18 protein-coding genes and 1 tRNA gene are annotated in these 19473 nt (G+C 62.9%); 10 read left to right on the top strand and 9 right to left on the bottom strand.

Translation table 11 applies throughout. From position 1 onward, the window contains the following. Window positions 1-10: 10 nt before the first annotated feature. Both FHR70_RS16225 and FHR70_RS16220 read right to left on the bottom strand, forming a co-directional pair. Window positions 11-2080 carry a 3-hydroxyacyl-CoA dehydrogenase NAD-binding domain-containing protein gene (locus tag FHR70_RS16225; protein ID WP_343058840.1) on the bottom strand — a complete coding sequence of 690 codons (2070 nt, stop codon included), beginning with the start codon at window positions 2078-2080 and terminating at the stop codon, window positions 11-13. Between the two features lie 80 nt (window positions 2081-2160). Then, window positions 2161-3363 (bottom strand): acetyl-CoA C-acyltransferase, encoded by a 1203-nt coding sequence (locus FHR70_RS16220; protein ID WP_183452016.1) that lies wholly within the window; start codon window positions 3361-3363, stop codon window positions 2161-2163. Window positions 3364-3625: 262 nt separating this feature from the next. Between FHR70_RS16220 and FHR70_RS16215 the strand changes: the two genes are divergently transcribed. The 7 genes from FHR70_RS16215 (at window position 3626) to FHR70_RS16185 (ending at window position 11079) form a co-directional block, all read left to right on the top strand. Continuing rightward, window positions 3626-4639: an NADPH:quinone oxidoreductase family protein gene (locus tag FHR70_RS16215; protein ID WP_183452014.1), complete on the top strand. Its 1014-nt coding sequence runs from the start codon at window positions 3626-3628 to the stop codon at window positions 4637-4639. Further along, window positions 4636-6309, top strand: coding sequence for a dicarboxylate--CoA ligase PimA (pimA, locus tag FHR70_RS16210; protein WP_183452012.1), 1674 nt, complete (start codon window positions 4636-4638; stop codon window positions 6307-6309). The genes FHR70_RS16215 and pimA overlap by 4 nt, the downstream gene beginning before the upstream one ends. A gap of 47 nt (window positions 6310-6356) precedes the next feature. After that, entirely contained in the window at window positions 6357-7553 is a 1197-nt protein-coding gene (gene pimC / locus FHR70_RS16205; RefSeq protein WP_183452010.1) for a pimeloyl-CoA dehydrogenase large subunit, read from the top strand. A gap of 119 nt (window positions 7554-7672) precedes the next feature. Continuing rightward, a complete protein-coding gene (locus tag FHR70_RS16200) occupies window positions 7673-8821 on the top strand; it encodes an acyl-CoA dehydrogenase family protein (protein ID WP_183452008.1) in 1149 nt (382 codons plus the stop codon). A 12-nt stretch (window positions 8822-8833) separates the two neighbouring features. Further along, complete coding sequence (locus FHR70_RS16195; protein ID WP_183452006.1) at window positions 8834-10075, top strand: acyl-CoA dehydrogenase family protein; 1242 nt, start codon at window positions 8834-8836, stop codon at window positions 10073-10075. Continuing rightward, window positions 10072-10836 (top strand): SDR family NAD(P)-dependent oxidoreductase, encoded by a 765-nt coding sequence (locus tag FHR70_RS16190; protein ID WP_183452004.1) that lies wholly within the window; start codon window positions 10072-10074, stop codon window positions 10834-10836. The genes FHR70_RS16195 and FHR70_RS16190 overlap by 4 nt, the downstream gene beginning before the upstream one ends. 63 nt (window positions 10837-10899) lie before the next feature. Beyond that, the gene (locus FHR70_RS16185; protein WP_183452002.1) at window positions 10900-11079 is read left to right on the top strand and encodes a YqaE/Pmp3 family membrane protein; all 180 of its coding nucleotides are present in this window, start codon (window positions 10900-10902) and stop codon (window positions 11077-11079) included. A gap of 526 nt (window positions 11080-11605) precedes the next feature. Here FHR70_RS16185 and FHR70_RS16180 read toward each other — a convergent pair. The 6 genes from FHR70_RS16180 to FHR70_RS16155 form a co-directional block, all read right to left on the bottom strand. After that, entirely contained in the window at window positions 11606-11881 is a 276-nt protein-coding gene (locus tag FHR70_RS16180; RefSeq protein WP_183452000.1) for a hypothetical protein, read from the bottom strand. Window positions 11882-12278: 397 nt separating this feature from the next. After that, window positions 12279-12355: transfer RNA gene (locus FHR70_RS16175), tRNA-Arg, on the bottom strand. A 157-nt stretch (window positions 12356-12512) separates the two neighbouring features. Next, window positions 12513-13193 (bottom strand): TerC family protein, encoded by a 681-nt coding sequence (locus FHR70_RS16170; protein WP_183451998.1) that lies wholly within the window; start codon window positions 13191-13193, stop codon window positions 12513-12515. 609 nt (window positions 13194-13802) lie between these two features. Then, the gene (locus FHR70_RS16165; RefSeq protein ID WP_183451996.1) at window positions 13803-14558 is read right to left on the bottom strand and encodes a pseudouridine synthase; all 756 of its coding nucleotides are present in this window, start codon (window positions 14556-14558) and stop codon (window positions 13803-13805) included. After that, a complete protein-coding gene (locus FHR70_RS16160; protein WP_183452498.1) occupies window positions 14555-15436 on the bottom strand; it encodes a class I SAM-dependent methyltransferase in 882 nt (293 codons plus the stop codon). Before FHR70_RS16160 ends, FHR70_RS16165 begins: the two co-directional genes overlap by 4 nt. Window positions 15437-15536: 100 nt before the next feature. After that, window positions 15537-15875 (bottom strand): hypothetical protein, encoded by a 339-nt coding sequence (locus tag FHR70_RS16155; RefSeq protein ID WP_183451994.1) that lies wholly within the window; start codon window positions 15873-15875, stop codon window positions 15537-15539. 216 nt (window positions 15876-16091) lie between these two features. On the opposite strand from FHR70_RS16155, the gene FHR70_RS16150 reads away from it, so the two are divergent. Beyond that, entirely contained in the window at window positions 16092-16376 is a 285-nt protein-coding gene (locus FHR70_RS16150) for a hypothetical protein (RefSeq protein WP_183451992.1), read from the top strand. Between the two features lie 19 nt (window positions 16377-16395). Here FHR70_RS16150 and FHR70_RS16145 read toward each other — a convergent pair whose 3' ends face one another. Next, window positions 16396-17301 (bottom strand): DMT family transporter, encoded by a 906-nt coding sequence (locus FHR70_RS16145; RefSeq protein WP_210277663.1) that lies wholly within the window; start codon window positions 17299-17301, stop codon window positions 16396-16398. Window positions 17302-17557: 256 nt separating this feature from the next. Here FHR70_RS16145 and FHR70_RS16140 point away from each other — a divergent pair, with 256 nt between their 5' ends. Both FHR70_RS16140 and FHR70_RS16135 read left to right on the top strand, forming a co-directional pair. Then, a complete protein-coding gene (locus tag FHR70_RS16140; RefSeq protein WP_183451990.1) occupies window positions 17558-18793 on the top strand; it encodes an MFS transporter in 1236 nt (411 codons plus the stop codon). 207 nt (window positions 18794-19000) lie between these two features. Beyond that, entirely contained in the window at window positions 19001-19390 is a 390-nt protein-coding gene (locus FHR70_RS16135) for a septal ring lytic transglycosylase RlpA family protein (protein WP_183451988.1), read from the top strand. Window positions 19391-19473 lie beyond the last annotated feature (83 nt).

Raw genomic sequence — 19473 nt, 5'->3', positions numbered from 1 at the left:
CAACTCCTGATCAGAGATCGCGAAAACCTTTGCCTTCAGCCACGAGACGTTCCAGCAGAGCGGAGGGCTTGAACTCGGGCCCGAGCTTCGCCTCATACACACGCAGACGGTCGAGCACTTTGCCCAAACCCACCTGCTCGCCATAGAACATCGGACCGCCGCGATAGATCGGCCAGCCATAGCCGTTGATCCACACGATATCGATGTCGGAGGAGCGGATGGCGATGCCCTCCTCCAGGATCTTCGCGCCCTCGTTGATCATCGTATAAACGCAGCGCTCCAGGATCTCCTGATCGGAAATCGTGCGCCGCGCGATGCCCTTCTTGGCCGAGAGATCGAGAATGATCTGTTCCACGAGCTTGGACGGCTTGGCGTTGCGGCTCTCGTCGTAATCGTAGAAGCCGGCGCCGGTCTTCTGACCGCGGCGATCCTGCTCGCACAGGATCTCGCGTACGGTCTCGCCCTTCGAAGTCTCGCGCGACCAGCCGATGTCGAGACCGGCGAGATCCGCCATGGCGAAGGGGCCCATGGGGAAGCCGAACTCGTAGAGCACACGGTCCACATCCCACGGCATCGCGCCCTCGAGGATCAGGCGGTTGGCCTCGCGCTGGCGCGGCTCGAGCATGCGGTTGCCGACGAAGCCGTGGCAGACGCCCACCAGCACGGCGATCTTGCCGATCTGGCGGCCGAGCTGCATGGCGGTGGCAATCACCCGCTTGTCAGTTTTCTCGCCGCGCACGACCTCGAGCAGCCGCATGACATTGGCCGGCGAGAAGAAGTGCATGCCGAGCACGTGTTCCGGCCGCTTCGTCATCGCGGCGATCTCGTTCACGTTGAGATAGGACGTGTTGCTGGCGAGAATCGCGCCGGGCTTGGCGATGGCATCGAGCTTGGAGAAGATCTCCTTCTTGATCGCCATGTTCTCGAACACGGCCTCGATGATGAGGTCGCAATCGGCGAGATCCTCCATGTTAAGGCTGCCGGTGAGGAGGCCCATGCGGCGCTCCACGTCCTCCATGCTCATGCGGCCCTTCTTGGCCGTGCTCTCGTAATTGCGGCGGATGACGCCGAGGCCCCGCTCCAACGCCTCGGGCTTTGCCTCGACGATGGTGACGGGCAGGCCTGCATTGGCGAAGTTCATCGAGATGCCGCCGCCCATGGTGCCGGCGCCGATGACGCCGACCTTCTTCACGGGAAGGGTGGGCGTGTCGTCGGAGATATCCGGAATCTTCCAGACCTGGCGTTCGGCGAAGAACACATGGCGCTGGGCCGCCGATTGCTCGCCGCTCACGAGTTCTTGGAACAACTTGCGTTCCAATTTGATGCCCTCATCGAAGGGCTGGTTCACGGCCGCCTCGATGCAGCGGATGTTATATTCCGGCGCTTGGAAGCCGCGGAACTTGCGGGCATTGGCCTTGCGGAATTCCTGAAAGATTTCCGGCTTGCCGCGCGCCGCAGCAATCTTATCGTCGAGATCGCGTACCTTTTTCAGCGGCCGGTTCTCAGCAACTACCTTGCGCGCGAAGGCGATGGCGCTCGCCAGAAGATTACCCTCGTCGACGATTTCGTCGACAATGCCCATCTCCTTCGCGGCCTTCGCGGAGATCGGGCTGCCGGAGGTGATCATCTCAAGCGCGCGCTCCGGTCCCACAAGACGCGGCAAGCGCTGCGTGCCGCCGGCGCCCGGCAGCAGCCCGAGCTTCACTTCCGGAAAGCCGCACTTCGCCGAGGGCACGGCCACGCGATAATGGCAGGCGAGCGCCGTCTCCAGGCCTCCGCCGAGCGCCGTGCCGTGAAGGGCTGCGACCACCGGCTTCGACGAGGCCTCGATGAAGTCCACGACCTCGGGCAGCATCGGCTGCTTTGGCGGCTTGCCGAACTCGCTGATGTCGGCGCCGGCGAAGAAGGTGCGGCCGTCGCAATGAAGCACCACGGCCTTGACGCTCGCGTCAGTGCCGGCTTGCCGGATGCCCTCCACGATCCCTTCACGTACCTGCGCGGACAGCGCGTTCACGGGAGGGGAGTTGACGGCGAGCACGGCGATCTCGCCGTCGCGCCTCAACTCGACGACCGGATTGATGCGGGTTGCGGAACTCGTCTCGGCCGCGCTGCTCATGCTGCTTTCCTCCCCTGATTCGGTGCGCTTGTCTGAACTGTGTCTTAGTAGATCTCGAAGAGACCGGCAGCCCCCATGCCACCGCCCACGCACATGGTGACGACACCGTATTTCGCACCGCGGCGCTTGCCCTCGATGAGAATGTGCCCGGTCATGCGCGCGCCCGACATGCCATAGGGATGGCCGATGGAGATGGCGCCGCCGCTCACATTGAGCTTGTCGTTGGGAATGCCAAGCCGGTCGCGGCAGTAGAGCACCTGGCAGGCGAAGGCCTCGTTGAGTTCCCAGATGTCGATGTCGTCCATGGTGAGCCCATGCTGCTTGAGCAGCTTCGGCACGGCGAAAACCGGCCCGATTCCCATCTCGTCCGGATCGCATCCGGCCACTGCCATGCCGCGATAGGCGCCGAGCGGTTGCAGGCCGCGCCGCTCCGCCTCTTTCGCTTCCATCAGAACGGCCGCCGAGGCGCCATCCGACAATTGCGAGGCGTTGCCCGCCGTGATGAAGCGGCCCTCCTTCACGCGCTGGCCATCCTTGAAGACCGGGTTCAGGGCCTGCAGGTCTTCGAGCCGCGTCTGCGGCCGGTTGCCCTCGTCCTGCGAAAGCGTGACCTCCCGCTGAGAGGTGGCACCGGTGGTCTTGTCAACCACGACCATGCGGGTCGTCATGGGAACGATCTCGGCCGCAAAACGCCCTTCAGCTTGAGCCTGTGCCGTGCGCTGCTGCGACTGCAGAGCATATTCGTCCTGCGCCTCACGGGAGATTCCGTAGCGGTCGGCCACGATTTCGGCGGTTTCCAGCATGGTCATGTAAAGCGCTGGGATCTGCTCCACGAGCGCGGGATCCTTGGCACGGTAGCGATTCGCGTGCTCGTTCTGAACGAGGGAGATCGATTCGAGGCCGCCACCCACCGCGATGCCGATCCCGTCGACGACGATTTCCTTGGCGGCCGTCGCGATGGCCATGAGGCCCGAGGCGCATTGCCGGTCCATGCTCATGCCGGCGACGCTCGTCGGCAGGCCCGCGCGCAGAGCCGCCTGCCGGGCGATGTTCGATCCGGTCGATCCCTGCTGAAGCGCCGCGCCCATCACCACGTCGCCGATCTCGCCCGGATCGATCCCGGCGCGCTTCACGGCTTCGGCAATGGCATGGCCGCCGAGGGCCTGCGCCTGGGTGTCGTTGAAGGCGCCGCGATAAGCCTTGCCGATGGGGGTGCGGGCCGTGGAAACGATGACAGCTTCACGCATTATGGGATCCTCCCTGGATCGCCGGGGCGATTGCAGCCCCTTCATTCCAAGCCACCCGGCACCGGCGGCGCCGAGGGCTTCTGATCTTAGCGTAAGCTATTAATGACAAAACCGGTATGTTTTTGTCCAGACCAAATTCCTTTGAAAATATACGCAAAATTCTCATACGTGAATTTTTTCGAAAAATCGGCTTGCATCTGACAAAGCTGGCTATACCCTACTTTCCATAACAACCACGCGCTTTCTGGGGAGGAAGCGAAGGATGCTGGCCTTACTCAGCAAACAATCGGGCGGCCCCGAGACGCTCGTGCTGGAATCCGTGGCCGAGCCCAACGTGGGTCCAGGCGAAGTCCTGCTGGCCGTCCAGGCCTGTGGGGTGAACTACCCTGACGGACTGATTATCGAGGATCGCTATCAGTTCAAACCCGAGCGCCCCTTCGCGCCGGGCAGCGAGGTCTCCGGCATCGTCGAGGTGGTGGGCGAGGGCGTGTCCTTCCTGAAAGTCGGCGACCGGGTGATCGGCTCCTGCGGCTGGGGCGGCATGGCCGAGAAACTGGCCCTCTCGGCCGACCGCTGCATCCCGATGCCGGACGCCATGCCCTTCGACGAGGCGGCCGCCTTCGTCATGACTTATGGCACCTCCTATCATGCCCTCAAGGACCGGGCCGGGCTGAAGGCAGGCGAGACCCTGCTGGTGCTGGGCGCGGCCGGAGGCGTGGGGCTTGCTGCCGTGGAACTCGGCAAGGCGATGGGTGCGAAGGTGATCGCCGCAGCTTCCTCGGATGAAAAGGCCGCTCTTGCGAAACAGCATGGTGCCGACGAGAGCGTCGTCTATGCGCCCGGTCCCTTCGACCGGGATGGCGTCAAGGCTCTGGCCGAGCAGTTCAAGGTGGCCTGTGGTCCGAACGGCGCGGACGTGATCTACGATCCCGTGGGCGGCGATTACTCGGAAGCCGCCCTTCGCACCATCGCCTGGGAAGGTCGCTTTCTCGTGGTGGGGTTTCCGGCCGGCATCCCGAAGCTTCCGCTCAACCTGCCGCTTCTGAAATCCTGCCAGATCGTCGGCGTATTCTGGGGCGCCTTCGCAAGACGTGATCCAAAGGCCAACGCCGCCAATCTGAGAGAACTTCTCGATCTCTACGCGAACGGGAAAATCAGGCCGGTGATTTCCGAGCGCGTACCCCTGGCCCGCGCCGGCGAAGCCATCGCGGCCTTGAGCGCGCGCAAGGCTCTCGGCAAGATCGTCGTCACCATGGACGGAGCAGGCGCTGCATGAACCGGACGGCCTTTCCCTGGGAGCGCTCCTATCCACCCGGCGTCCGCTGGGATGCTCCCATCGTGCCGAGCACGCTGCCGAGACTCCTCGATGACGCGGTGGCAGCCTATGGTGACAGACCGGCCATCGAATACCGCGACCAGCCCATCAGCTACACGGAAATCGGCCGTCAGGCCGATGCCTTCGCCGCCGCCCTCCTGCGCTCTTCAATCGATATCACGGGAGCAGTCGCACTCTATCTGCCCAACACACCTTATCATCCTTATGCTTTCTTCGGCGCGGCCAAGGCCGGAATCCGGCTCGCTCACCTGAGCCCTCTCGATGCCGAACGGGAACTGGCGCACAAGCTGCATGACAGCGGCGCGCGCGTTCTCGTGACGACCAACCTCGCCAGCATGTTGTCCATGGCGCTCAAGCTCCTTGATGCCGGCCATGTGGATCGCCTGATCGTCGGCGAGGATGCAGCGTGGGGGCCATGCCCGGCGCCCACGATGCCGATCCCCGAACGGCCTGACGTGATCACCTTCGAAGATTTCACGCGCGATGCGGCGCCGCCTGCGCAATGGCCCGCGATCACGCCGGACCACATCGCTCTGCTGCAATATACCGGCGGCACCACGGGAACGCCGAAAGGTGCCATTCTCACCCATAGCAATCTCACGGCGGCGGTTGCCATGTACGAGGCGTGGTTCGGCCCACAGCTCAACACGCGACCCGGCGAGCAGAGGGTGATCTGCGTCCTGCCGCTGTTCCATATCTTCGCGCTGACCACGATCCTGCTGCGACAGATCCGGAACGGAAACCAGATCCTGCTGCGCCTGCGCTTCGATCCCGAGACGACGCTGCGCGACATCGAGGTGAAGCGAGCAACGGCCTTTCCCGGCGTCCCCACCATGTGGATTGCACTCGCCAATTATCCTGGGATCGAGAACCGGGATTTCTCCTCCATGATCCATTGCAGCTCTGGAGGAGCGCCCCTGCCGGTCGAGGTCGGAGAGCGTTTCCATCGTCTGACGGGGCAGCGGCTTCTCGGCGGTTGGGGCATGACGGAAACCTCTCCCGCCGGCACGAACCTGCCGATCAAGGGACCGCCGAAGCCGGGCTCCATCGGCATTCCCATGCCTGGGGTTGAGCTCGACATCGTATCTCTCGACGAGCCGCGCCGCCTGCTCGGTGTGCGCGAGACCGGCGAGCTTCGCGTCCGGGGTCTCAACGTCAGCCGCGGCTACTGGAACAAGCCGAAGGAGACGGCCGAGGTCTTCACCCCGGACGGCTTTCTCACCGGCGACATCGGCTATCGGGATGAGGACGGCTACTTCTTCATCGTCGACCGCCGCAAGGACATGATCATCTCCGGCGGTTTCAATGTTTATCCGCAGGTGATCGAGCAGGCGGTCTATGAGCACCCGCAGGTCGAGGAAGCCTTGGTGATCGGCATTCCTGACACCTATCGCGGCGAGGCCGCCAAGGTGTTTGTCAAACTGAAGAATGGCGCTCCCGGTTTCACCCTGGATGAATTGCAGACGTTTCTGGCCGACAAGATCGGCAAGCATGAAATGCCGGCGGCTCTCGAAATTCGCGAGGCGCTTCCGCGAACCTCCGTCGGCAAGCTGTCGAAGATCGAGCTGCGCGAGGACGAACGACGCAAGGCGGAGAACGTCACGTCATGACCGGATACCGCCAATTCCTTCATTTCTCTGCCTAGAGGATATCGCCCATGGATCTGCGCTTCACCGATGAGGAGCTCGCCTTCCGCGACGAGGTTCGCGAATTCTTCCGCACCGCCCTGCCCGACTCGATCCGCCGCAAGATGATCGAGGGCCATCATCCGAGCAAAGACGACCTCGTCACCTGGAGCCGCATTCTCAACGCCAAAGGCTGGGCCGTACCGCATTGGCCGGTGGAATGGGGCGGCACCGGCTGGAGCCCGGTGAAGCAGTACATCTTCCGTGACGAGCTGCAGCAGGCGCCGGCCCCCGAGCCGCTGGCCTTCGGCGTCAGCATGGTCGGTCCGGTCATCTATACCTTCGGCAACGACGAGCAGAAGCGCCGCTTCCTGCCGCGCATCGCCAATCTCGACGACTGGTGGTGCCAGGGCTTCTCCGAGCCGGGTGCCGGCTCCGACCTCGCATCGCTCAAGACCACGGCCAAGCGCGAGGGTGACTTCTATATCGTCAACGGCCAGAAGACCTGGACCACGCTGGCCCAGCATGCGGATTGGATCTTCTGTCTAGCCCGCACGGATTCCGCCGTGAAGAAGCAGGAGGGCATCTCCTTCCTGCTCATCGACATGAAGACGCCGGGGATTACCGTGCGTCCGATTCAGACCATCGACGGCGGGCATGAGGTCAACGAGGTGTTCTTCGACGACGTGCGCGTGCCGGCCGAGAACCTCGTCGGCCAGGAGAACAAGGGCTGGGACTATGCCAAGTTCCTGCTGGGCAACGAGCGTGTCGGCATCGCGCGCATCGGCATCTCGAAGGCGCGCCTGAAGCGCGTGCGCGAGCTCGCAAGCCTGGAGCGCATCGGAGACGTTCCGCTGATCGAGATCCCGCGCTTCCGCGAGAAGCTCGCGGCCGTCGAGGTGGAGCTGAAGGCGCTCGAGATGACGCAGCTGCGCGTGGTGGCGGCTGAGAGCCGGCGCGAGAAGGGCAAACCCGATCCGGCCTCCTCGATCCTCAAGATCAAGGGCTCCGAGATTCAGCAGGCGACCACCGAACTGCTGATGGAAGTCGTCGGTCCCTTCGCCATGCCCTACCACCCGGAGGAGGAAGGCCGCAACGAGCCCATCGACGGACCGGACTGGGCGAGCACCGCGGCGCCGACCTATTTCAACTGGCGCAAGATCTCGATCTACGGCGGCTCGAACGAAATCCAGAAGAACATCATCGCTAAGGCCATCTTGGGGTTCTGAAATGAATGTCATCCCCGGCGGTCCGAAAGGACCGGAAAGGGGATCCATAGCGGTGTGCATACGGGTGTGTTCCCTTCCCCTCCGTTGCACTCCGGCCGGGAATGACAAGGAGACAAGACATGGACTTTGATCTCAGCGAAGAACAGCGCCTCCTGAAGGACAGCGTCGATCGCCTGATGGCGGACCGCTACGACTTCGAAAGCCGCCAGCGTTATGCCAAGGAGCCGGAGGGCTGGAGCAAGGAACTGTGGAGCGCCTATGCGGAGCTGGGCCTTCTCGCGCTCCCCTTCGACGAGGCGCATGGCGGCTTCGGCGGCGGGCCTGTGGAGACCATGGCGATCATGGAGGCGTTCGGGCGTTCGCTGGCACTCGAGCCCTATCTCGCGACCGTGATCCTCGGCGGCGGCCTGCTGCAGCATGGCGGCAGCGAGGAGCAGAAATCCGCTTATCTGCCCCAGATCGCATCCGGCGATCTTCGCCTCGCCTTCGCCCACACGGAGCGGCAGTCGCGCTACGACCTCTTCGATGTCGGAACAGCCGCGCAGCGCGACGGCGGCAGCTTCGTTCTCAACGGGCAGAAAAGCGTCGTGCTTCACGGCGACAGCGCCGACAAGATCCTGGTGACGGCCCGCGTCGCCGGCTCCCGCCGCGACCGGGACGGCATCGGCCTGTTTCTCCTGGATGCGAATGCGCCGGGCGTCTCACGACGCGGCTACCCGACGCAGGACGGGCAGCGCGCCGCCGAAGTGACGCTGGAATCCGTGCGTGTGGATGCCGAGAACGTCATCGGCAATCCGGAAGGCGCCCTGCCGGTCGTGGAAAAGGTGACCGACATCGCCATCGCGGCGCTTACCGCCGAGGCCATCGGCGCCATGGACGAGATGCTCAAACTCACGGTCGACTACCTGAAGACCCGAAAGCAGTTCAACACCACCATCGGGTCGTTCCAGGTGCTGCAGCATCGCTCGTCCGAGATGTTCATCGCGCTCGAACAGGGGCGCAGCATGGCGATGTTCGCCGCCATGATGGCGCAGGAACAGAATGCGGAGGAGCGCCGCAAGGCCATCTCGGCCGCGAAGGTACAGATCGGCCGCTCGGGCCGCTTTGTCGGCCAGCAGGCGATCCAACTGCACGGCGGCGTCGGCATGACCATGGAGTACAAGGTCGGACACCTCTTCAAGCGCGTAACGATGATCGACACGCTGTTCGGCGATGCCGATCACCATCTGTCGAAGCTTGCTGAAACCGGCGGCCTGATGGCGGCCTGACAGGAGACGTCGATGCTGTTTCCCATAAGCCCACGGGCAGAAGACCTGCGCCACCGCGTCACGGAATTCATGGAAGCCCATGTTTATCCGGCGGAAGAAATCTTCGAGCAGCAGCTCAACGCCATGCCCAACCGCTGGGGCATTCCCGCAGTCATGGAGGATCTGAAGGAGCGCGCCAAAGCTCAGGGTCTGTGGAACCTGTTCCTGCCCAAGCGCCACTACCCGGATTCCTTGTCCAACCTGGAATACGCCATGGTCTGCGAGGTCATGGGGCGCTCGCCCATCGGGGCTGAGCCGTTCAACTGCTCGGCGCCCGATACGGGCAACATGGAGACACTGATTCTCTATGGATCGGAGGAACACAAGGAGCGCTGGCTCAAGCCCCTGATGGAGGGCGAGATCCGCTCGTGCTTTGCCATGACCGAGCCGGAGGTGGCCTCGTCGGACGCCACCAACATCCGCACCGAGATCCGCCGCGAGGGCGATGAATACGTGATCAACGGTCGCAAATGGTGGACCTCCGGGGCCATGGACCCGCGCTGCAAGATCGCCATCGTCATGGGCAAGACCGACCCGAACGCGCCCAAGCACCAGCAGCAATCGATGGTTCTGGTGCCGATGGACACGCCCGGCGTGACAGTGGTCCGGCCGCTCACGGTCTTCGGCTATGACGACGCGCCGCACGGCCACGCGGAGGTGGTCTTCGACAACGTGCGCGTTCCAGCATCGAACATCCTGCTCGGCGAAGGTCGTGGCTTCGAGATCGCTCAAGGGCGACTGGGACCTGGCCGCATCCATCACTGCATGCGCTCCATCGGCTTGGCCGAGCGTGCGCTGGAGACCATGTGCAAGCGGGCCTTGTCGCGCAACACGTTCGGCAGGGCCGTTGCCGACCATGGCGTGACGCGCCACTGGATCGCCGAGTCGCGCATGGAGATCGACCAGGCGCGCCTGCTGACGCTCCAGGCCGCACGCATGATGGACGAGGTCGGCAACAAGGCGGCCCGCGCCGAGATCGCCATGATCAAGGTTGCGGCTCCGGCGGCGGCCTTGAAGGTCGTGGACCGGGCCATCCAGCTTCATGGCGGCGGCGGCGTCAGCCAGGATTTCCACCTGGCCTATGCCTATGCCCGTGCCCGCGTGCTCAGGCTCGTCGATGGCCCGGATGAAGTCCATCGCGAGACTGTCGCCAAGATCGAACTTGCGAAATACAGGCCGACTGACCGGCCGCACAATGCAGGGCCCGCCGCATGACCAACCCCTTCGACCTTTCCGGAAAGGTGGCCATCGTCACCGGCTCGAGCCGCGGCATCGGGCGCTCCATCGCGGAAACCATGGCCTCGCTCGGCGCCAGGGTCGTGGTATCGAGCCGCAAGATCGAAGCCTGCGAGCCGGTGGTGAACGGCATCCGGGCAAAAGGCGGCGAAGCCATCGCCATTCCCTGTAACATCTCACGCAAAGCGGAAGTCGAAGCGCTCGTCGCCGGCACACGGGAGCGTCTCGGGCCGATTGACATCCTGGTCTGCAACGCCGCCGTCAATCCGGTCTACGGCCCCATGAGCAGCCTCAGCGATGAGGTCTTCGACAAGATCATGGGCGCAAACGTGAAGAGCAATCTCTGGCTCTGCAACCTCGTCATTCCGGAGATGGCCGAGCGGGGCGGCGGCGCTGTCGTCATCGTCTCGTCCATCGCGGGTCTGCGCGGGACAGGCGTGATCGGCGGCTACGGTATATCCAAAGCGGCGGACTTTGCGCTGGCCCGCAATCTCGCGGTGGAGTGGGGCCCGAAGAACGTGCGCATCAACTGCATCGCGCCGGGCCTGGTCAAAACCGATTTCGCGCGGGCGCTGTGGGAGGACGAGCAGGCCTTGGAGCAGCGCAACAGCCAGACGCCCCTGCGCCGGATCGGCACGCCGGACGAGATCGGCCCCGTGGCTGCCTTCCTGGCCTCCCCGGCCTCGAGCTTCATGACAGGCCAGACCGTGGTCGTGGATGGCGGGGTCACGATTGCATGATGGGGTTGGAACAGGAGGGGCGCCTTCCCGTTCCACTCCTGACTTCACCAGCGATCTGAGCTTATGGGAAACCTGCTTCGCATTCTTCTTGCCATCCTCCTGCCGCCTGTCGGCGTGTTCTTCACCGTGGGTTTGGGCGGTCAGTTCTGGCTCAACATTCTGCTGACGATCCTGGGCTACATCCCTGGCATCGTCCACGCAGTCTGGATCATAGCGCGGCGGAACCCTCAGCCCTATCGGTGAAGACTTCACCGGTCCTGGTGCTCAAGCGCACATTGCAGAAGCTGTCGTCCGAACGGAGTTCGGATTCGGCCGTTCCTCTCGTGCAGGCGGCGAGATCCTCCCGCCTCGACGAGAGCAGACCTCGATGACGATTTTCGATCCCATCTCCGGCCGTCAGATCACGATTGATCTTTCAGGAAAGAGATATCAGCAGGTTACCAGGCGGGAATGCCTCACCGAAGGAGAGCAAAAAGCTCATACAGGCCAAACATCGCGCGCAGGAGAAGAATCGAAAGCTTCTGACCTGCCGACTCATCACCCTCCCCGTAAGCCCCTCAGAGCATAAGCTTTTCAGAAAGACCGCTGACGGCCTGAACGTAAGAATCCTGATTGAAGTGTGAGGCAAGGCACCGCGGCGCGGCCGTGGATTGGAACTGCCTTGGTGAACGGACGTTACGTCGCGATCACCTAAGGAATTGAACCCATGAGAAAATTTGCTCTTCTGGCTGTCATCACCATCGGTTCTGGTCTTCTTGCCGGCACGCCTTCAATAGCTCAGCCGAGCATTCAGTTCGGCATTGGTCCCGATGGCCGTCCGCAGATTGGTGTTCGTGATCCTCAGCAGGAGGAGCGGGAACGGCGTGAACGGTGGCGCGAGCGCCGGGAAGCCGAGCGCGCCTATGAGCAGGGCCGGCGCGATGCCCGACATGATGAGCGACGCTATGGTGCCTATGAAGAGCGGTGCCGGAATGTCACGATCGTGGAAGAGGATCGCTGGGGCGGTTCCGTCACCCGGCGTGTTCGTCGCTGCGACTGACAGCATCCGAGCCCTCGCATGGAGGCTTGTCGTAGGCACGCGCGAGGGCTCCTCCATACCCGGCCAACCTATGCGCCAAGGTTAGGTTAAGGTTAACCCTATCGCCCTTAAGGTCGAGGCCCCACAGTGAAGGAGCCTCACGATGCGTATCCTCAAGAACTCGCTTGTCCTGCTTGTGTCGGCGTCCGTGCTTGGCCCGTTCTTCGTCATGTCAGCCTACGCCACGACGATTCTCGCAAACGCCTTCATCGGGAAGTAGTCTCTTCAACCAGACATGAATTGCCTGGACAATAACGGGCTCGCAATTTCCTGGCCGCTGACCACGGTGTCCGGGAGTGCTGACCATCAGTTTAAGAGAGATTGACCCATGCGCCCGACCTCTTGCTCCGAAGGAGTTGAGAAATGGCGCACCCGACACGATTCGAACGTGTGACCTTTGCCTTCGGAGGGCAACGCTCTATCCAGCTGAGCTACGGGTGCTTGAGGCGATGGGCCTGAACTTTCCCTACCCGATTACGGGCTTGAGGGCAACCTCTGGCGGAGTTCATCTGGGTCTTGATGTCGGATTCGGTCCTGCCGCTCAGCTAAAGGACAAGATGGTGGCAGGACCGAACCTCCAGTGAGCCACCTCAGAGGTCTAAGCCTCGCCGCCTGCGGCTCGGTGACGGGCAATATAGCCGATGGCCAGCACCAGGACGGCCCCGAGGACAGCGCTCGGAATTTCCGCCTTATGGCTCAACTCCTGGCCGAGGTGCTCAAGCAGCCAGGGATCGGAGATCAGCATCTCACCCGCGACCCAGCCCAGAAGGGCCGCACCGGCCCAGACCAGGAGGGGCAGGCGGTCCAGGAGCGCCATGATCAGGGCGGCGCCCGCGACGATGAGGGGGATCGAGATGGCCAGCCCAACGGCAAGCAGAACTGTTGAGTCCTGAGCGACCGCGGCAATCGCGAGAACGTTGTCGAGGCTCATGACCGCATCGGCGACCACGACGGTCCAGACCGCATGCCAGAGACGATCGGTTTCCTTCACTGATCCTTCGTCGTCATCGCCGCTCAGAAGCTTCACGGCTATCCAGAGCAGGAGCAAGCCGCCGATGATCTTCAGGAAGGGTGTTGCCAGGAGCGCTGCGACGAGGATCGTGAAGATGATGCGCAGGCCAACGGCAACGCCGGCCCCAAGAATCATGCCGATGCGGCGTTTGTCTTCCGGAAGGCCGCGGCAGGCCAATGCGATGACCACCGCATTGTCGCCGGACAGGATGATATTGATCCAGATGATACCGAGGAGTTTCAGAACGTGTGGGAGAAGGGCTTCCATGATGATGAACTTGTCAAAAGCTGCCGAGGCGAACAGGCGCTCAAGCCAGTTGCGGCTTAGCGACAGTCTCGGAAGGAATAAGGGCGCAAACTTGAAAGATGCGGAGCGGGTGAAAACGCCCGAGGGATACAGCCCCCGGATCTGCTCAGTTTGACAAGCTTGGCGGACCCGTTGCCTGCGGGGCTCCGGGATGGCCGGAAATATCAGCAACCCTTAAGACCCTGTGACGCCAATCTTGCCCGAGTCCGCCGTCCATTGATCGGCAGAACAAGCCCGAGGGAATGGCATCATCAACCCCACTCCCATCTTCGGAGGTGTCAGGGCATGCTGCATCGTCTGCCTCAGCTCCCTCAGATAGTGAGAGAACATGCGCGAGATCATCCAGAAGTGTGAAATCGGCTGCCCCCATGGCTGGAAGCCATGTGAAGAGAAGCAGGCCGAGTAGGGCCTGAACGAGAAAACGGTTGAGGCGCGAACGGGCCAATGCGGTATCCGTCTGATCCAGGTGATGTCTTGAACGGCATCCCACCTGTTGTTCTTCCTATAGGACCCGAATCTGAGGAGCAACTGAACAAATCCCTGCAGCTTGAAGGGCCGGATCATGGGATATCAATGTGAAGCCTTGTTGACCGGCGGCAGGATCATGCCGAGGTCAGCCTCGCTCATGAGCCGGAACTGTCCCGGTTCCAGATCCGCCGGGAGTTCCAAAGCGCCGATCCGGTTGCGGTGCAAGGCCGTGACGTGGTTGCCCAGGGCGGCGAACATGCGTCGGACCTGATGGTAGCGCCCCTCAGTCACCGTGACATGGGCGCTCGTCGGGGAAAGCACGTCCAGTTGCGCGGGCAGGAGCGGCTTGTCCTCCCCCTCCAGCATCAGGGTTCCCGAGGCGAAGATCTCGGCCTCATCCCCTTTCAGCATCCGGTCGAGGGTCACGTGGTAGCGCTTGGAGATGTTGGCGCGGGGCGAGATGATGCGGTGCAGGAGATTGCCGTCATCGGTCATCAGCAGCAGCCCCGATGACTCCTTGTCGAGACGCCCGACCGTCGAGAGGGCCGGGTCGCGCCGGCGCCAGCGCTCGGGCAGAAGGCCATAGACCAGGAGACCCGCCTCCTTGTGCGAGCAGGTAACCCCTAGCGGCTTGTGCAGCATCAGGATCAGACCCGGAGGCGGATCGAGAGGCTTGCCCTGAACCTTCATCCTCTCCGAGAGGTCGCGGGTGACGGCAATGCGCTGATCGGAATCCTCGATTACCTCCCCGTCCAGGGTCACAAGCCCGGCCCAGACAAGCTGCTGCACCTCGCGGCGCGAGCCGTAGCCGAGATTGGCCAGAAGCCGGTCGAGACGCAGGGTCGGTGTCTTGCTCATTTCAGCGCCTCGTAGATCTTGTATCCGCCGGCCTCCACCTTCAGGGTTACGCGCCGGAACAGCGGTTTCAGAACCCCTTCGTAGGGCAGATGCCGGTTGGCGACGAGCCACAGAACGCCTCCAGCCCGCAGAGCCTCGGCTGCCTGGCGGATGAAACTCTGGCCCAGGCTCTGGTCCTCGGCGCCGCCGTCGTGAAACGGCGGGTTCATGACCACGAAGTCGAGCCCTTTGAGCCCGGTGCCGTTTCTGACATCGGCCCAGCGCGGGTCACCGCGTGGATCGGTGATGTTGCGGGCGGCCATCTCGATGGCGCGGCGGTCGATATCGAGCATCGCCAGATGCTCCACCGTGGGAGAGGCCAGGATCGCGCGGGCGAGAACGCCGATGCCGCAGCCGAAATCCGCGCCCCGGCCGCTGAACACGGGCAGGTTCTGCTCCAGCAGCACGCTGCCGGGGTCGAGGCGGTTCCAGCTGAACACGCCGGGCCAGGTCCAGAATCCAAACCCCTCATCCAGACGCGGCCCGCCCTCGGCCAGCGCCTCGTCGATTCCCGTCGGTAGCGAGGGCCGCTCACAGATGCAGATGCGGTAATGCCGCCGGGAGGTCTCCGAGACCGCACAGCCGAAGCCTTTGAGTTCTTTGGCAATCCGCGAGCCGCCCTTGTCCTTGGGCGCGAGGATGGTCAGGACGCTGCCGGGAGCAAGCGCCCGCAGGGCCAGCGCGGTGGTGTAGCGCCGCTCCACGGTGCCGGGCGGCGCCAGCACGAGCATCTCGCTGAGCGAGCCCTCCGGCTGCTCTTCGAGCTTCGCAGAGCCTGCAAGCAAGGGCGAGAACTGAATGGCCCCGTCCGGCGTCTCAGCCAGTTCGGCCGGTGGCATCCCGTAGACGCCGCTTCGTGTCGTGTCGTGCAATCTGTTGGCCCATCGCTGAACGAGGGCTTCTAGTCCACCCCAGCCCACGGGGCAAACTCTGAGGCCATCAGTATTTCAGACGCAGCGCCCGAACCTCCTGCGTGCCGCCCGCGCATGTGATGCGAGCCCTGGGGCAAGAGGAGACGTAGACTGGGGTCGGGCAGTAGGTCTGCATGAAGCTCTCGTCGATGGCGCAGGTGACATGCACACGATAGCCGCGCAGCGGAACACCCGGCACGTCATGGAGCACCGAATAGCCGAGCCCCTGGTCGGCGAGCCGAGCGATGGCGCGCGTGGTCGGGACCTGGCTTGATCTGACCCCGACAATCGTCGTCACGTCCGCCGCCAAGGCCGCCGATCCCAAGAGACCTGTGGCGACTACCGTTCCCACCAAAAGCTGCTTCATGCTGTGCCTCACTGCCTTGCCGCCCTGCCGTCCTGCTCATGCCGGCAGAGGAGGGTTCGTGCAGGATAAATGCAAAGCTCAGCTTCGGGATCCACGCTGCACAAAGGATTAACCACGCCTTGAGCGACCTGGGGCCTCCCCTGCGGTTTTAAGTAACCGGTAGGATTTTTGGCCCGATAAACACCGCCCGACACGACGTGAACTGACCAGGATCCCATGCACCACATCCATCTTGCTGAGGGTATGCGGCTTCGTTTTCCGGCGCGCAGCGCCGATTTCGACCAGGGGGTCGAGATCGGCATCGTGGCGGCGCTGATGAGCCAGGATCTGACGGAGTTCACCCGCAAGATCTCCCGTGAGAATCTGGGACAGGTGCGTGCTCTGGTGGAACAGTTCGGCTACCGGCTCGTCGAGGGTTCCGAGGATGGGGATTTCGTCGAGATCAACTTCCTCAGCCGGACAGCGCGCCCGCGCCTGCGGGTCGTCCATTCTGGAGCCTGAGGAATCGTCCCGTCCCCGGTCAGGCCGGGAACTTCTTCTCCAGGGCACGCACGCGCTCGCGATAGGCTGTATAGAGGCCGCTGAGCGCAATGATTCCGGCCCCGGTGATCGTCCAGGCATCGGGAACCGACCCGAAGACCAGATAGCCCAGGCTGCCGGCCCAGATGAGCTGGACATAGGAGAACGGCGCAATCATCGATGCATTGCCGTGCCTGTAGGCAAGCACGATGAACCAGTGCCCGATGGCGAACAGCACGCCCATGCTCAGGCCGAGACCGATCTCCGTCGCATCCGGCGTCACCCAGTTGAACGGCAGAAGCGCACTCAGCACCACGGTGCCGACCAGGGCTGAGTAGGCCAGCGTCGTGAAGGCATGATCGCCGACGATCTTGCGGGTCACGACAGCCCCCACCGCCCAGCTCGACGCGGCCATCATCGGCAGGAGAGCCGCGAACTGGAAGGCTCCCGTTCCAGGCCGGACGACGATCATGACTCCGATGAAGCCGACTGCCGCCGCGCTCCAGCGCCGCCAGCCCACTGTCTCGCCGAGGAAGAGAACCGACAGGGCCATGATCAGGATCGGCGAGACGAAGAAGATCGCCGTGGCATCGGCCACGGGCAAATAGGGCAGGCTTTCGATGAACAGGAGCGATGATCCCACCATGCCCAGCCCCCTGAGCACCTGCAGCTTCGGACGCCGGGAGCGCAGGAGCGCGGGTCCTCCCTTCAGGAGCATGACCGGAATGATCACGAGCGCGAAGGTCGCATAGCGCATCCACGCCACCTCCGGCGGCGGCAGGGTGGAGGTCAGTTGCTTGGTGATCACGTCCGCAATGGAGAACACGACGGTGGATGCGATCAGGAACAGGATGCCCCGCAAAGGAGAGGGAGCCGCATTCGTCCGGGCAACGGGATCGGAATTCATGAAGCGCTCAAAAAAGAGGCTCGCGCGGGATCGCGACGAGCCTGAGGATCTCAAGTTTGGAGGATAATCGATCTGTATCAACTACGGTTTTCGGCGGCGGAGAAGTGCAAACTCGACACAGACAGCATGCTTTCAGCGAATGGATGATGTGGTAGACACACATGCACTTGCGCCAAGAGCATAGGACCGCTGAAGTTCAGGGCTCCTGAGCCTCATCAAAGATGCCTCGCCAGTGCAGAAAGCGCGGGAAGACCAGATGATCGATCATCCGCTGAAAACCCCGAGCCGCCTGATGAGCGGAACTCCCGCGTTTCGCCGGCTGAATCTCGCGCTGTTCGCGTCCGGCTTCTCGACCTTTGCCATTCTCTACTGCGTCCAGCCTCTGCTGCCGGAATTTTCGCGCGAGTTCCATGTGAGCGCAGCCGCAAGCAGCCTGTCGCTGTCGCTCTCCACCGGTTTTCTCGCCGTGGCCATGCTGGTGGCCGGCTCCCTGTCGGAGGTGTGGGGACGCAAGCCGATCATGGTGGCCTCGCTCCTGCTCTCGGCCCTCCTGGCCATCCTGTCCGCCCTCGCGCCCAACTGGACCAGCCTGCTGGTGGCCCGCATGCTGATCGGCATCACCTTGAGCGGCCTGCCGGCCGTGGCGATGGCCTATGTGAGCGAAGAGGTCGATCCGAAATCCATCGGCCTCGCCATGGGTCTGTTCATCGGCGGCAATGCGGTGGGCGGCATGTCCGGGCGGATCATCGGCGGCGTACTCACCGATCTCGGTTCCTGGCGGCTGGCCATCGGTCTCATCGGTGTCATCGGCTTGGCTTCGGCCTTCGCCGCCTGGCGAAGCCTGCCCGCTTCCGCCCATTTCCAGCCGCGCCAAGCCCGTCCACTGGACCTGCTGCGCTCCATGGGCGAGCACCTGCGGGATCCGGGCCTGCGCGCTCTGTTCGCCGAGGCATTCCTGCTCATGGGCGGCTTCGTGACGCTCTACAATTATCTGGGATACCGCCTGACGGAACCGCCCTATTCCCTGAGCCAGAGCGCCATCGGAGCCATCTTTGCGGCCTATCTCATCGGCACCTGGAGCTCCGCCTGGATTGGAGGCTTGGCCGACCGTCTCGGTCGCAAGCGGGTGCTCTGGGTCATGATCGTGATCATGCTGGCTGGCGTAGCGCTGACGCTCTTCGACCATCTCGTGCTCATCACCGCAGGGATCGTGGCCGTGACTTTCGGCTTCTTCGGCGGTCATTCGATTGCCAGCAGCTGGGTCGGCAGCAGGGCCGTGAGTGCAAAGGCGCAGGCTTCGGCCCTTTATCTGTTCTGCTACTATCTCGGCTCCAGCTCCATCGGCACCATCGGAGGCTTGTTCTGGGCTCGTGCGGGATGGCCAGGCGTTGCCGGTCTCGTCGCCATCCTGCTCCTCGCAGCTCTTTCCCTCGCCCTATGGCTGACGACTCTGCCGTCCACCCACACGGACCAAGACTCAGCTGCTTCCTAGCATTGGGTCCAGATCATACTTTCTCATGATTTTCGAATGTTTTTAAGGCTATATCTACAATTTGTTACAACATACATATATAAGATATGATATGAGCCTGCATGGCCTGAGGCTATATCAATCGATCCTCTACCATGTAGAACGTCTTATTGTTGCCCCATTAGCCTCCATTTTGCACGCCCAACACAACGAACAAGGGAATGCATCGTGGATCAACGCAAGGCAACGCTCACACTCGCTAGTTTGTTCATTGCCGGGTCGGCTTTCATCTCTGCCTCCGTGGCACAGGCTGAACCCGCAAATACCTCCGAGAAGATCATTCAGAGCGGCCCCGCCTCCTGGTATGGCCCCGGCTTTCACGGACGCAAGACGGCGAGCGGCGAAACCTTCAACACCAACGAATTGACCGCCGCCCACCGGACCCTGCCCTTCGGCACGAAGGTGAAGGTGGTGAATAAGAAGACTGGCAAGTCAGTGGTGGTACGTATCAATGATCGTGGTCCTTATGCCCATGGCCGCGTCATCGATCTCTCGAAAGCCTCCGCGCAGGCGATCGGGATCTCAGGCGTGGGGTCCGTCACCCTCGCTCAGCTCTGACCGAGCGTTTTTCAGCCAAGTTCATTTCATCACCTATTGATTGCCGTCCATCCTGGCCGGAGCTTCCGGCCAGGATATTCATG

The sequence above is a fragment of the Microvirga lupini genome (assembly GCF_014191055.1).
Taxonomy (GTDB): Bacteria; Pseudomonadota; Alphaproteobacteria; order Rhizobiales; family Beijerinckiaceae; genus Microvirga; species Microvirga lupini_A.
The sequence above is the reverse complement of the archived record's forward strand: the minus strand, read 5'-3'. Positions and strand labels throughout refer to the sequence as shown.